Below are 12,606 nucleotides of genomic sequence, written 5' to 3' on the forward strand. Positions count from 1 at the left end.
AGGGGGACGGGTCCGGTGCGTCGGTGCGTCCTACGGGCGCCGGAGCGCGTCGGCGGCGTCGGTGCCGCCCGCGAGCTCGGTCTCCAGGAGCTGCTTGCCGAGCAGCTGCGGGTCGGGCAGCTCCATCGGGTACTCGCCGTCGAAGCAGGCACGGCAGAGGTTGGGCTTCTGGATGGTGGTCGCCTCGACCATCGCGTCGAGCGAGATGTACGAGAGCGAGTCCGCGCCGAGCGACGTGGCGATCTCGTCGACCGTCATGCCGTTGGCGATCAGCTCGGCCCGGGTGGCGAAGTCGATGCCGAAGAAGCACGGCCACTTCACCGGCGGCGAGGAGATCCGGATGTGGACCTCGGCCGCGCCGGCCTCGCGGAGCATCTTGACCAGGGCGCGCTGGGTGTTGCCGCGGACGATCGAGTCGTCCACGACCACCAGGCGCTTGCCCCGGATGACTTCCTTGAGGGGGTTGAGCTTGAGCCGGATGCCGAGCTGGCGGATCGTCTGCGAGGGCTGGATGAACGTCCGTCCCACGTAGGCGTTCTTGACCAGGCCGGAGCCGTACGGGATCCCGCTGGCCTCGGCGTAGCCGACCGCGGCGGGCGTGCCGGATTCCGGCGTCGCTATCACCAGGTCCGCTTCGACCGGGGCTTCCTTGGCCAGGCGCCGGCCCATCTCGACGCGCGAGAGGTAGACGTTCCGGCCGGCGATGTCGGTGTCCGGGCGCGCCAGGTAGACGTACTCGAAGACGCAACCCTTGGGCTTCGCTTCCGCGAATCGGGAGGTCCGCAGACCGTTCTCGTCGATCGCGATGAGTTCGCCAGGCTCGACCTCGCGGACGAAGCTGGCGCCGCAGATGTCGAGGGCGGCCGTCTCGCTCGCCACCACCCAGCCGCGCTCCAGGCGGCCGAGGACCAGCGGGCGGATGCCCTGCGGGTCGCGGGCGGTGTAGAGGGTTCCCTCGTCCATGAAGACCAGCGAGAACGCGCCCTTGACCTGAGGCAGGACCTTGGCGGCCGACTCCTCGATGGTCAAGGGCTTGCCCTCGTCGTCGGTCTGGCCGGCCAGCAGGGCGGTGACCAGATCGGTGTCGTTGGTGGCCGCCACCTGCGTGGCGCGGCCGTCCTGACGGGGGAGGTCGGCGACCATCTCGGCGAGCTCGGCGGTGTTCACCAGGTTGCCGTTGTGACCCAGGGCGATGGAGCCGTGGGCGGTCGCGCGGAAAGTGGGCTGCGCGTTCTCCCAGACGGAGGCTCCGGTGGTCGAATAGCGGGCGTGACCGACCGCGATATGACCCTGGAGCGAGCCGAGAGAGGTTTCGTCGAAGACTTGGGAAACGAGGCCCATGTCCTTGAAGACGAGGATCTGGGAACCGTTGCTCACAGCGATTCCCGCGGACTCTTGTCCGCGGTGCTGTAGCGCATACAGTCCGAAGTAGGTGAGCTTGGCGACCTCTTCACCCGGAGCCCAGACACCGAAGACGCCGCAAGCGTCCTGGGGGCCCTTTTCGCCGGGGAGCAGGTCGTGGTTGAGTCGTCCATCACCACGAGGCACGCTTCCGAGTGTAGGCGAGATCGACCACTGGTCCGAATTGGGGACGGCCGGGAAATGTCACAGCACGGAGGGTGACAGGACGCTTCCGTCTCGGTATCCGGAACCCATTGTTGACAGGTACGCGGGCATTCGACAGGCTCTCGCCCCATGCAGCCCCTCGGTGACCGCACCGTCACCCTCGTCGAGCGCCGACACGTGGACCTGGTCCGTGTCGCGAGCGCCATCTGTCGCTGTTCCGCGTAGTCACACGCCGCTCTCCCCCGCCTTTCGCGCTCCGTCGCGTGCCATGTCGCGCGCTCTGCCGCGCGCTGCCCTTTCCCCGCTCCCCGTCCGAGCCCGCTCCGCCGTGCCGTGCGCCGTCCCGCGCCGCCCGGAGCCGGGCCGGCGGGCCGTGCCCTGGAGTACCTGTGACCTCGTCCGAATCCCCCCTGTCCCGGCGCGCCTTCGGCGGCGCGGTCGGTGTGAGCGCGGCCGCCGCCGCGGTGGGGCTGGGCGCGACGCCCGCCGCCGCTCAACAGCAGGAGCCCACCGCCGCCCGGGCCCAAGAGGCCGGCCCCGGCGAGCGGGAGTTCCGGGCGGCCCGGGGGCGTCACTCCCGGCGCCCGAACGTCCTGTTCATCCTGGGTGACGACCTCGGCTGGGCCGACCTGTCCTCGTACGGCTCCCCGCACATCGAGACCCCCAACCTGGACCGACTGGGCCGCCAGGGCGTCCGCTTCACCGACGCCTACTCGGGCTCCGCGACCTGCTCCCCGACCCGGTTCAGCCTCTACACGGGCCGCTACCCGGGCCGGACGAAGGGCGGCCTCGCCGAGCCGATCGCCGACAAGTCGGCCGGGCTGGAGCCCACCCATCCGACGCTGGCCTCGCTGCTGCGCGACTCCGGATACGCGACGGCGCTGATCGGCAAGTGGCACTGCGGCTACCTGCCGGACTACAGCCCGACCCGCTCGGGTTGGGACGAGTTTTTCGGCAACTTCGGCGGGGCGCTGGAGTACTACTCCAAGCTGGGCCTGGCCGGCGAGTACGACCTGTACGAGGGTGACGCCGAGTACAAGGACCTGCGCTACTACACGCGGATCATCACGGAGCGGGCGAGCGAGTACGTCTCCCGCGACCACCACGGCAAGCCCTGGCTGCTGAACCTCAACTTCACCACCCCGCACTGGCCCTGGATCGCCGACGGGGACACGGCGCAGAGCGCCGAGATCGTCCGGCGGATCAAGGCCGGCGACGCCCGGGCGCTGTGGAACCAGGACGGCGGGTCGGTGGAGAAGTACAAGCAGATGGTGGAGGACCTGGACCGCTCGGTCGGCGAGGTGCTGAAGGCCCTGGAGCGGTCGGGGCAGGCGGAGGACACCCTGGTCGTCTTCGCCAGCGACAACGGCGGTGAGCGCTTCTCCTACAACTGGCCGCTCTCGGGCAACAAGGCGTCCCTGCAGGAGGGCGGCATCCGGGTGCCGACGCTCGTGCGCTGGCCCGCCCGGCTGGACGCCGGCCAGGTCAGCCGCGTCCCGGTGTTCAGCCCGGACTGGACGGCGACGCTGCTGGAGCTGGCCGGTACCCGGCCGCACCCGGCGTACCCGCTGGACGGGGTGAGCCTCGCCGGGTACCTGCTGCGCGGGGAGCGACCCGCGGAGCGGGACCTGTTCTGGCGGGTCCGCGGGGAGCGGGCGCTGCGCCGCGGGGACTGGAAGTACTACCAGGGCAAGAGCGGCCGGGACCAGCTCTTCAACCTGGCCGGGGACGTGCGCGAACAGGCCGACAAGGCGGCCCTGGAACCGGCCCGGCTGGCACAGTTGCGGGCGGCGTGGGAGAAGACGAACGCGGGACTGCTGCCCTACCCGGCGTGAGGCGTCACTCCGCCGCGGAGGCCGCCTCGGCGGTCAGACCGGCGCCGTCCGCGCCGGTCAGGGTCAACGTCCGGCCTTGGATCCGCCAGGTGAGGGGGCCGCTCTCGAACAACGTGGTCAGGGCCCGCTCGACCTCGCCCGCCGGGCCCTCGCAGGCCATCCGGGTCGTGGCGGGCGGCCCGAAGGTGAGCGAGGCACCGGCGACGGCGGCCTCGGCCGTGAACCGGTTGCAGCCGAGGCCGCCGCTCGCCGAGCCGTCGCCGGCGAGGGTGAAGCGGGCCGTGCCCGCGAGATCGGCGGGCACGGCGGAGGCCGTTCCGTCCCGGCCCAGGGCGGTGACGGTCCACTCGGTGACGGTGAGCGGCGCGTCGGGTACGGGTTGCGGGGAGGGCTTCGCGTCGACGGTGCCGGAGTGGACGGGCCGGGGCGGGGCGTCCTGCGCGCCGCAGGCGGTGGCGCCGACGAGCGCGAGTACGGCGGTCAGGGCGGCGGCGGGCAGCAGGGGGCGGGGGGCACGCATGACCCTGTGACGGGCGACCCGCCCGGCCGGTTCCCCGCTCGGCTCCGGCTCAGCTCCCGCTCAGCTCATCAGGGGCAGCAGCGCCGACAGGTCGGCCCGCTCACCACTGGCCCGTACGTGGGCCTCCCGCACCGCGTCGGCCCAGCCGGTACGGCCCGTCGCCAGCCGGATCCAGGTCAGCGCGTCGGTCTCGACCACGTTCGGTGGGGTACCGCGGGTGTGGCGGGGCCCCTCGACGCATTGGACCACCGCGAAGGGCGGGATACGTACCTCCACCGAGCCGCCGGGCGCGGTCACGGCGAGGGCGTCGGCGAGCAGCCGGGTGCAGGCGGCGAGGGCCTGCCGCTCGATCGGGACGTCCAGCCCGGCCGCCCGGTTCAGGTCATCGGTGTGCACGACCAACTCCACGGTCCGGGTGACCAGGAAGTCCCCCAGGGTCATGGCCCCGATCCACAGGTTCAGCACCCGGCGGTCGGGGTTCGCGGCGAGCCCCTCGGCCAGCCGCGCCCCGGCGCGCTCGTACAGCTCGGTCAGCGGCGCGCCGACCAGGGTCTCCTTCGCCGCCTCGGCGATCTTCCCCGCGAGCGACGCGGTGGCGAAGGGCCACTCGACGGCGGTCAGCTCCGGGACGGCGGCGGGCGGCCGGGCGAGTCCCGCGGCCAGCGAGTCCGCGATCCACGCGATGTGCGCGGCCAGGTCCCCGACCGTCCACTGCCCGAGCCCGGTGGGCCGGGCGAGCTGCTCGGGCGTCAGCTCACGTACGGCGTCAGCGACATGGCCGAACTGGGCCGTGACGGCGGCACGGATCTTGGCGGAGTCGTAGGTGCGCGTTTTCCTCTTGGCGGGCGGCATGGCCAGACCCTACTCGGGAAGCCTGACCCCCGAGCAGCCGCGCCGGGCGGCGACCTCCGTCGCGTACGCCTTGAACAACTCGGTGGCGCCGGCCACCTCGCGGACGCTCTCGAAGCTGCACGAACCGGGCAGTCGCCCCAGGGCGAGCCGGGCGCCCCGCCGTTTGGGCTCGACGCGGTCGGTGCCGCCGTTCAGGCGCATGACCGCCGCCGGATCCACCAGGCGCCGGCGCATCCCTCCTCGATCGCCGCGCGGCTCGCCCGGCGGTCCTGCCGGGTCCCGTACGAGTCGTGGAGCGACCAGCCGCTCAGCGCGATGCCGAGCACGGCGGCGGTGCACAGGAGCGCATAGGCCCGGTTCCGCCACGGCCCCCGGTCCGGGAGTATCCGCTCGCCCGGGCCGGGAAAGGACGCGGAGGGGTGGGCAGGGGATCGAACACAGCGGCTTCCCCCGTTGCTGACGCGATGGGCGGACGCCACCAACCACGGCCCGGCATGCCGAGGCCCCGCCCACTGGGTGGGCGGGGCCTCGTACAGCGAAGGCTCGGATCAGGCCAGGAGCGCCGGGATCGTCGCCTCGTGGGCTTCGCGGAGTTCGGTCAGCGGGATCGTGAACTCGCCCTGGACCTCGATCTCCTCACCGTCGACCACGCCGATGCGGGTCGCCGGCAGGCCCCGCGCACCGCACATGTCGGTGAAGCGGAGCTCCTCGCTGCGCGGGACCGCCACGATGGCGCGGCCCGCGGACTCGGAGAAGAGGAAGGTGAACGCGTCCAGACCTTCCGGGACCACGACGCGAGCGCCGTTGCCACCGCGCAGGCAGGACTCGGTGAGCGCCTGGATCACGCCGCCGTCCGACAGGTCGTGCGCGGCGTCGATCATGCCGTCGCGCGAGGCCGAGATCAGGATCTCGCCGAGCAGCTTCTCGCGGCCGAGGTCCACCTTCGGGGGCATGCCGCCGAGGTGGTCGTGGACGACCTGCGACCACGCCGAGCCGCCGAACTCCTCGGCCGTCTCACCGAGCAGGTACAGCAGCTGGCCGGCCTCCGCGAACGCCATCGGCGTACGGCGGTTGACGTCGTCGATCACGCCGAGGACCGCCACGACCGGGGTCGGGTGGATCGCGATGTCACCGGTCTGGTTGTAGAGCGAGACGTTGCCGCCGGTCACCGGGGTGCCCAGCTCCAGACAGCCGTCCGCGAGACCTCGGGTGGCCTCCGCGAACTGCCACATGACGCCCGGGTCCTCGGGGGAGCCGAAGTTCAGGCAGTCGGAGATCGCGAGGGGCTTGGCACCGGTCGCGGCGACGTTGCGGTACGCCTCCGCCAGCGCGAGCTGCGCGCCCGTGTACGGGTCGAGCTTCGCGAAGCGGCCGTTGCCGTCGGTGGCCATCGCGACGCCGAGGTTGGTCTCCTCGTCGATGCGGACCATGCCGGCGTCCTCGGGCTGCGCGAGCACCGTGTTGCCCTGCACGAAACGGTCGTACTGGTCGGTGACCCAGGACTTCGACGCCTGGTTCGGGGACGAGACCAGCGCCAGGACCTGCGCGCGCAGCTCCTCGGAGGTCTGCGGCCGGGGCAGCTTGCCCGCGTCGTCCGCCTGGAGCGCGTCCTGCCACTCGGGGCGGGCGTACGGGCGGTGGTAGACCGGGCCTTCGTGAGCGACGGTGCCCGGGGGCACGTCCACGATCTGCTCGCCGTGCCAGAAGATCTCCAGCCGCTCGCCGTCGGTGACCTCACCGATGACGGTGGCGATGACGTCCCACTTCTCGCAGATCTCCATGAAGCGGTCGACGTGCTGCGGCTCGACGATCGCGCACATGCGCTCCTGCGACTCGCTCATGAGGATTTCCTCGGGCGAGAGCGTCGCGTCACGCAGCGGCACGGTGTCCAGCTCGACGCGCATGCCGCCGGAACCGGCGGAGGCCAGCTCGCTCGTGGCGCAGGAGAGCCCGGCGCCGCCGAGGTCCTGGATGCCCGCGACCAGCTTCTCCTTGAAGATCTCCAGGGTGCACTCGATGAGGAGCTTCTCCTGGAAGGGGTCACCGACCTGCACGGCGGGGCGCTTGGTGGGCTTGCTGTCGTCGAAGGTCTCCGAGGCCAGCACGGACACGCCGCCGATGCCGTCGCCGCCGGTGCGGGCACCGTAGAGGATGACCTTGTTGCCGGGGCCGGACGCCTTGGCGAGGTGGATGTCCTCGTGCTTCATCACACCGATGCAGCCGGCGTTGACCAGCGGGTTGCCCTGGTAGCAGGCGTCGAAGACGACCTCGCCGCCGATGTTCGGCAGGCCCAGGCAGTTCCCGTACCCGCCGATGCCCGCGACCACGCCCGGCAGGACGCGCTTGGTGTCGGGGTGGTCGGCCGCGCCGAAGCGCAGCGGGTCCACGACGGCGACCGGGCGGGCGCCCATGGCGAGGATGTCGCGGACGATGCCGCCGACGCCGGTGGCCGCGCCCTGGTAGGGCTCGATGTACGAGGGGTGGTTGTGCGACTCGACCTTGAAGGTGACCGCGTACCCCTGGCCGACGTCGACGACGCCGGCGTTCTCGCCGATGCCGACGAGCATGGCCGTGTTCTCGGGGGCCTTCTCGCCGAACTGCTTCAGGTGGACCTTGCTGCTCTTGTACGAGCAGTGCTCGGACCACATCACGGAGTACATGGCGAGCTCGGCGCCCGTGGGGCGGCGACCGAGGATCTCCCGGATGCGGGCGTACTCGTCCTCCTTGAGGCCGAGTTCCTTCCAGGGCTGCGCGGCGTCCGGGGTACCGGTGGCGTTCTTGACGGTATCGAGGGTCATGCGGAAACCAGCTTCTTCAGGACCGACGTGAAGAACGGGAGGCCGTCGGTGCGGCCGGTTCCGATCAGCGGCTCGACCGCGTGCTCGGGGTGGGGCATGAGGCCGAGGACGTTGCCGGCGGCGTTGGTGATGCCGGCGATGTCACGGAGCGAGCCGTTCGGGTTCCCGTCGAGGTACCGGAAGGCCACTCGGCCTTCGGCCTCCAGTTCGTCGAGCGTGCGCTCGTCGGCGGTGTAGCGGCCGTCCATGTTCTTGAGCGGGATGGAGATCTCCTGGCCGGCGCTGTAGTCGCCGGTCCACGCGCTCCCCGCGTTCTCCACGCGCAGCTTCTGCTCGCGGCAGATGAAGTGCAGGTGGTTGTTGCGGAGCATCGCCCCCGGCAGCAGGTGAGCCTCCGTGAGGACCTGGAAGCCGTTGCAGATGCCGAGGACGGGCATGCCGCCCTTGGCCTGCTCGATGACGGTCTCCATCACCGGCGAGAAGCGGGAGATGGCCCCGGCGCGCAGGTAGTCGCCGTAGGAGAAGCCGCCCGCGAGGACGACCGCGTCGACCTGGTGGAGGTCCTTGTCGCGGTGCCACAGCGAGACGGGCTCGGCCCCGGCGAGGCGCACGGCGCGCAGCGAGTCACGGTCGTCCAGCGTTCCGGGGAACGTGACGACTCCGATGCGAGTGGTCACCGTCAGTCCTCGACCTTCACGGTGAAGTCTTCGATGACGGTGTTGGCGAGGAACGTTTCGGCCATCTTGTGGATGCGGTCGAGGGCGGTCTGGTCGACCGGTCCCTCCACCTCCAGTTCGAAGCGCTTCCCCTGGCGGACGTCGGCGATCCCGTCGAAGCCCAGGCGCGGCAGTGCACGCTGCACCGCCTGGCCCTGGGGGTCGAGGATCTCCGGCTTGAGCATGACGTCGACTACGACGCGTGCCATCGGGCACTCCCGTGTGGTGGTTGGTGCGAAGGCGGTTCCTCCAGCGTACCCGCCCGAAATTTCTACGCGGGTAGATATCTCCGGGGCCCCGCCGGGACGCCGTTTCGGCTTCACCAACGCTTCGCAAAATCCACCGGAAAACCACTCGCCTGCCATTGCGGCCGGACACGCGGAGATAATTAACTGGGCTTCGCAATTCAATGAGAATCGCGGTACAAAGGAATCGGTCAAGATTCCGGCCGATTGACGCATTGCTCCGAAACATCCACACAGGCGACATCACCGCACGTCAACACGTGGTGACCTCGCACGAAGGGACCGATATCCGTGGCGCAGCGCGTAGTAGTCACGCTCTCCGATGACATCGACGGCGGAGAAGCGGCGGAAACGGTCTCGTTCGCCCTGGACGGTAAGTCGTACGAGATCGACCTCAATCCGGCGAACGCAAAGAAACTGCGGAAGAGCCTGGCGCCTTACGTGGCCGCCGGCCGCCGGCAGGCCCGCTCGGGCAAGGCGTACCGGCACACCAGCATCGCCCCCGACCCGGCCGCCGTCCGCGCCTGGGCCCGGTCGAACGACCACGACGTGCCGCCACGGGGCCGCATCCCGAAGCGGGTCTACGAGGCGTACAACGCTGCCCACTGACCCCGGATTTGCCATCCACCCCCTCCGATCGGCTAGTGTGTGGATCACGCCGAGGGGCCAGACCGCAGGTCAAAGCCCCGAAGGTCGTGCGGGTGTAGTTCAGTAGCAGAACACCCCCCTTCCAGGGGGGAGGCGCAGTGTGCAATCCCTGTCACCCGCTCTGCACACTTACCGTCCACGGTTGTGGATCAGGTACAGTGATGCTCGCATCTCGACGCGGCAAGCCGCAGCGAGCGTGCGGACGTAGCTCAGTTGGTAGAGCACCACCTTGCCAAGGTGGATGTCGCGAGTTCGAGTCTCGTCGTCCGCTCAGAGAACGAAGGCCCTGATCACCGATCGGGGCCTTTGTCGTATGCGCAGGACGTCGGAGGGCCGGACGTGCCGAGGACGAGCGGGGGCCGGAGATGATCCGACGGTGGCGGAACCGCGGCGCCACGGGCAAGGTCGAGCTGTACACGCGCTGGTCGTTCCACTCCTTCGTCGTGCTCCAGGTCCTCGGGTTCGGGCTGGGCGCGCTCGCGTCGGCGGCCGGGGACGACCCCACCCGGTCCGCCTGGCCGGTCGCCATCGGACTGTTCGCGCTGGTGTGCGTCCAGGCGATCCTCGTCGGAATCCTCTCCTCCCGGGCCCTGGACTGGCTCATGGAGCGCCGGGAGCGCCCGGTCCGGCTCGCGGCCACGACGGCCCTGTTCACCGGCGCCGCCTGCCTCACCGCCCTGGTCCTGGTGCGGACGGGCCAGGTGGACGCGGCCGTGGTCCCGGCCCCGGTGATGGGCATGACGGGCTTCGCCTGCGGATCGTTCGTCCTGTGCGTCAAACGGGTCCGGCACATGACCTACGCGCCGCTCGGTGCGGCCGTCCTCATCGGCGGGGCGACGCTCGCCACGGGCCTCCCGGCCGGTCTCGCCCTCGGCTGCGCCATCGGTGTGCTGGCCACCGGTCTCTTCCTCAGCGTCGCCTGCGGATTCTCCGCGTGGTTGCTGCAGACCGTGCGCGAACTGGACCGCTCGCGGGAGTACCAGGCGCGGCTGGCGGTGGCCGAGGAGCGGCTGCGGTTCGGGCGGGACCTGCACGATGTGATGGGCCGCAATCTCGCGGTGATCGCCCTCAAGAGCGAGTTGGCCGTGCAGTTGGCCCGACGCGAACGTCCGGAGGCTGTGGAGCAGATGATCGAGGTGCAGCGGATCGCGCGCGAGTCCCAGCGGGAGGTACGGGACGTCGTGCGCGGCTACCGGGAAGCGGACCTGGCGGTCGAACTGGAGGGTGCGCGCGGGGTGTTGAGCGCCGCCGGGATGGACTGCCGCGTCGAGTTCGACGCCGGGCGCGCACTGCCGGCCGAGGTGCAGTCCGCGCTGGGCTGGGTGGTCCGGGAGGCGACCACCAACGTCCTGCGGCACGGGGACGCCCGCACCTGCCTGATCCGGCTGACCGCCGGGGAGGAGCCGGACGGCGCGCTGACCCTGCTGGTGGAGAACGACGGCGCCCGCGCCGGGGTTCCCGCCGGGCCGCCCGGGTCGGGGCTCGCCGGGCTGCGCGAGCGGCTCGCGGTCGTGGACGGCGCCCTGCGGGCCGGGCCCGTGGAGGGCGGCCGGTTCCGGCTGGTCGCGGAGATCCCCGGCCCGCGCACCCGGAAGGGAGAGGTGGACGCGTGAACCCGGTACGCGTGCTGCTGGCCGACGACGAGCACCTGATCCGCGGGGCGCTGGCCGCGCTGCTGGCCCTGGAGGACGACCTGCTGGTCGTCGCCGAGGCGGCCTCGGGGCCGGAGGCGTTCGCCATGGCCCGCGCCCACCGGCCGGACGTCGCGGTCCTGGACCTGCGGATGCCGGGGGCGGACGGTGTGAGTGTGGCCACATCGCTGCGGGCGGAACTCCCCGACTGCAAGGTCATGATCGTGACGAGCCACGGCCGTCCGGGCCACCTCAAGCGGGCCCTTGCGGCCGGTGCGCGGGCCTTCGTGCCGAAGACCGTCTCGGCGCAGCGGTTGGCGGAACTGATCCGGACCGTGCAGGCCGGAGGGCGTTATGTGGATCCGGAGTTGGCGGCCGACGCGATAAGTGCCGGCGACTCCCCGCTGACCGCCCGCGAGGCGGAGGTCCTGGAGCTCGCCGGGGACGGGGCGCCCATCGCGGAGATCGCCGAACGGGCATCCCTGTCGCCGGGAACGGTACGGAACTACCTCTCCTCGGCGGCGACGAAGCTGGGGGCGGAGAACCGGCACACGGCGGTGCGTCTCGCGCGGGAGCGAGGTTGGGTATAGTAGGCACCGCGCTACGGCGCATGCGGACATAGCTCAGTTGGTAGAGCACCACCTTGCCAAGGTGGATGTCGCGCGTTCGAGTCGCGTTGTCCGCTCAGCGTGAGAAGCCCCCCGGTCCTCGGACCGGGGGGCTTCTTCGTGTTCAGGACTCGGTGGGCGCGGGCGCGGAGTCGGAAGCAGGCGCCGACTCGGACGCGGGCTCGGACGCGGGCCGCCTGGGGGCGCCGTGGTGGGCGGCCCAGTTCAGGCCGGTGAGCCGCTCGTACGCCTCGATGTACTTCCCCCTGGTCTGCTCGACGACCTCGCGCGGCAGCGCCGGCGGCGGGAGCTCGCCCTTGGGGTCCCAGCCGGAGTCGGGGGAGTTCAGCCAGTTCCGCACGTACTGCTTGTCGTACGAGAACTGCGTGCGGCCCGGCTGCCACTGGTCGGCGGGCCAGAAGCGCGAGGAGTCCGGGGTCAGCACCTCGTCGGCGGCGACGAGCGTGCCGTCCGCCGCGTGCCCGAACTCGAACTTGGTGTCGGCGAGGATGATCCCGCGGTCACGGGCGATGTCGCGGGCACGGCTGTAGACGGCCAGGGTGAGCTGGCGCAGCGCCGCCGCCGTCTCGGCGCCGACGGTGCGCGCGACCTCCTCGTAGGAGACGTTCTCGTCGTGCTCGCCGACCTCGGCCTTGGCGGCCGGGGTGAAGATCGGGGCCGGCAGCTCGGAGCCGTCGACGAGCCCCTCGGGGAGCGCGAGTCCGCAGACGGTGCGGGTCTGCTCGTACTCGGCGAGGCCGGAGCCGGTGAGGTAGCCGCGGGCCACGCACTCGACGGGGACCATGTCGAGGTTGCGGCAGATCATGGTGCGGCCGGCCCAGTCGGCGGGGGCGCCGGCGGGCAGGTCGGTGCTGATCACGTGGTTCGGGACGAGGTCCGCGAGCTGGTCGAACCACCACAGGGAGAGCTGGGTGAGGACGCGTCCCTTGTCCGGGATCTCGGTGGGCAGCACCCAGTCGAAGGCGGACATCCGGTCGCTGGCGACCATGACGAGGTTGCCGTCCTCGTCGCGGTAGAGGTCGCGGACCTTCCCGGTGTGGAGGTGGACGAGGCCGGGCACCTGAACCGGCTCGGGCTTTTCGACGAATCCGGACACGGGGTCTCCCTGTGGTTCTGTACGAGCGCACCCCCATTGTCCCGTACCCGGGCGGGCGGCCCGACGCGGG

The 12,606-nt window shown here is 71.3% G+C and carries 13 protein-coding genes and 3 tRNA genes; 8 read left to right on the forward strand and 8 right to left on the reverse strand.

Annotated features, from left to right (window positions below):
• Window positions 1–30: 30 nt before the first annotated feature.
• The gene (gene purF, locus ABZ934_RS25000; protein WP_136210585.1) at window positions 31–1,548 is read right to left on the reverse strand and encodes an amidophosphoribosyltransferase; all 1,518 of its coding nucleotides are present in this window, start codon (window positions 1,546–1,548) and stop codon (window positions 31–33) included.
• 147 nt (window positions 1,549–1,695) lie between these two features.
• Between purF and ABZ934_RS25005 the strand changes: the two genes are divergently transcribed.
• Window positions 1,696–1,791: a putative leader peptide gene (locus ABZ934_RS25005; protein ID WP_324617183.1), complete on the forward strand. Its 96-nt coding sequence runs from the start codon at window positions 1,696–1,698 to the stop codon at window positions 1,789–1,791.
• A gap of 164 nt (window positions 1,792–1,955) precedes the next feature.
• Entirely contained in the window at window positions 1,956–3,401 is a 1,446-nt protein-coding gene (locus ABZ934_RS25010; protein ID WP_361317165.1) for a sulfatase-like hydrolase/transferase, read from the forward strand.
• Between the two features lie 4 nt (window positions 3,402–3,405).
• Here the strand turns inward: ABZ934_RS25010 and ABZ934_RS25015 are convergent, their stop codons facing one another.
• The 6 genes from ABZ934_RS25015 to purS all read right to left on the reverse strand — a co-directional run bounded on the left by ABZ934_RS25015 (window position 3,406) and on the right by purS (window position 8,496).
• On the reverse strand, window positions 3,406–3,921 hold the full coding sequence (locus ABZ934_RS25015) for an META domain-containing protein (protein ID WP_361317168.1): 516 nt from the start codon (window positions 3,919–3,921) through the stop codon (window positions 3,406–3,408).
• A gap of 60 nt (window positions 3,922–3,981) precedes the next feature.
• Entirely contained in the window at window positions 3,982–4,773 is a 792-nt protein-coding gene (locus tag ABZ934_RS25020) for a sterol carrier family protein (RefSeq protein WP_361317170.1), read from the reverse strand.
• A gap of 9 nt (window positions 4,774–4,782) precedes the next feature.
• Window positions 4,783–5,007 (reverse strand): hypothetical protein, encoded by a 225-nt coding sequence (locus ABZ934_RS25025; protein WP_361317172.1) that lies wholly within the window; start codon window positions 5,005–5,007, stop codon window positions 4,783–4,785.
• A 314-nt stretch (window positions 5,008–5,321) separates the two neighbouring features.
• Complete coding sequence (gene purL, locus ABZ934_RS25030; RefSeq protein WP_361317175.1) at window positions 5,322–7,571, reverse strand: phosphoribosylformylglycinamidine synthase subunit PurL; 2,250 nt, start codon at window positions 7,569–7,571, stop codon at window positions 5,322–5,324.
• A complete protein-coding gene (purQ, locus tag ABZ934_RS25035) occupies window positions 7,568–8,248 on the reverse strand; it encodes a phosphoribosylformylglycinamidine synthase subunit PurQ (RefSeq protein WP_361317177.1) in 681 nt (226 codons plus the stop codon). The genes purL and purQ overlap by 4 nt, the downstream gene beginning before the upstream one ends.
• 2 nt (window positions 8,249–8,250) lie before the next feature.
• Window positions 8,251–8,496, reverse strand: a complete 246-nt coding sequence (gene purS, locus ABZ934_RS25040) for a phosphoribosylformylglycinamidine synthase subunit PurS (RefSeq protein WP_361317180.1) — start codon at window positions 8,494–8,496, stop codon at window positions 8,251–8,253.
• 327 nt (window positions 8,497–8,823) lie between these two features.
• On the opposite strand from purS, the gene ABZ934_RS25045 reads away from it, so the two are divergent.
• The 6 genes from ABZ934_RS25045 to ABZ934_RS25070 all read left to right on the forward strand — a co-directional run bounded on the left by ABZ934_RS25045 (window position 8,824) and on the right by ABZ934_RS25070 (window position 11,496).
• Window positions 8,824–9,141, forward strand: a complete 318-nt coding sequence (locus ABZ934_RS25045) for an Lsr2 family protein (protein WP_361317183.1) — start codon at window positions 8,824–8,826, stop codon at window positions 9,139–9,141.
• Window positions 9,142–9,229: 88 nt separating this feature from the next.
• Window positions 9,230–9,301 (forward strand) — tRNA-Gly (locus ABZ934_RS25050).
• Between the two features lie 77 nt (window positions 9,302–9,378).
• Window positions 9,379–9,451: transfer RNA gene (locus tag ABZ934_RS25055), tRNA-Gly, on the forward strand.
• 94 nt (window positions 9,452–9,545) lie between these two features.
• The gene (locus ABZ934_RS25060; RefSeq protein WP_361317185.1) at window positions 9,546–10,793 is read left to right on the forward strand and encodes a histidine kinase; all 1,248 of its coding nucleotides are present in this window, start codon (window positions 9,546–9,548) and stop codon (window positions 10,791–10,793) included.
• Window positions 10,790–11,401 carry a response regulator transcription factor gene (locus ABZ934_RS25065; RefSeq protein WP_361317188.1) on the forward strand — a complete coding sequence of 204 codons (612 nt, stop codon included), beginning with the start codon at window positions 10,790–10,792 and terminating at the stop codon, window positions 11,399–11,401. The genes ABZ934_RS25060 and ABZ934_RS25065 overlap by 4 nt, the downstream gene beginning before the upstream one ends.
• Window positions 11,402–11,423: 22 nt before the next feature.
• Window positions 11,424–11,496: transfer RNA gene (locus tag ABZ934_RS25070), tRNA-Gly, on the forward strand.
• Between the two features lie 47 nt (window positions 11,497–11,543).
• Here ABZ934_RS25070 and ABZ934_RS25075 read toward each other — a convergent pair.
• Window positions 11,544–12,536 (reverse strand): phosphoribosylaminoimidazolesuccinocarboxamide synthase, encoded by a 993-nt coding sequence (locus tag ABZ934_RS25075; protein ID WP_361317190.1) that lies wholly within the window; start codon window positions 12,534–12,536, stop codon window positions 11,544–11,546.
• Window positions 12,537–12,606 lie beyond the last annotated feature (70 nt).

The sequence above is a fragment of the Streptomyces sp. NPDC046557 genome (genome assembly GCF_040645975.1).
Taxonomy (GTDB): Bacteria; Actinomycetota; Actinomycetes; order Streptomycetales; family Streptomycetaceae; genus Streptomyces.

What these genes read in the sequence shown, in the direction of transcription:
- ABZ934_RS25025 (WP_361317172.1), bottom strand. Translation starts at nt 5,007, where the DNA reads ATGCGCCGGCGCCTGGTGGATCCGGCGGCGGTCATGCGCCTGAACGGC.
- purL (WP_361317175.1), bottom strand. Translation starts at nt 7,571, where the DNA reads ATGACCCTCGATACCGTCAAGAACGCCACCGGTACCCCGGACGCCGCG.
- ABZ934_RS25005 (WP_324617183.1), top strand. Translation starts at nt 1,696, where the DNA reads ATGCAGCCCCTCGGTGACCGCACCGTCACCCTCGTCGAGCGCCGACAC.
- purS (WP_361317180.1), bottom strand. Translation starts at nt 8,496, where the DNA reads ATGGCACGCGTCGTAGTCGACGTCATGCTCAAGCCGGAGATCCTCGAC.
- ABZ934_RS25020 (WP_361317170.1), bottom strand. Translation starts at nt 4,773, where the DNA reads ATGCCGCCCGCCAAGAGGAAAACGCGCACCTACGACTCCGCCAAGATC.
- ABZ934_RS25060 (WP_361317185.1), top strand. Translation starts at nt 9,546, where the DNA reads ATGATCCGACGGTGGCGGAACCGCGGCGCCACGGGCAAGGTCGAGCTG.
- ABZ934_RS25015 (WP_361317168.1), bottom strand. Translation starts at nt 3,921, where the DNA reads ATGCGTGCCCCCCGCCCCCTGCTGCCCGCCGCCGCCCTGACCGCCGTA.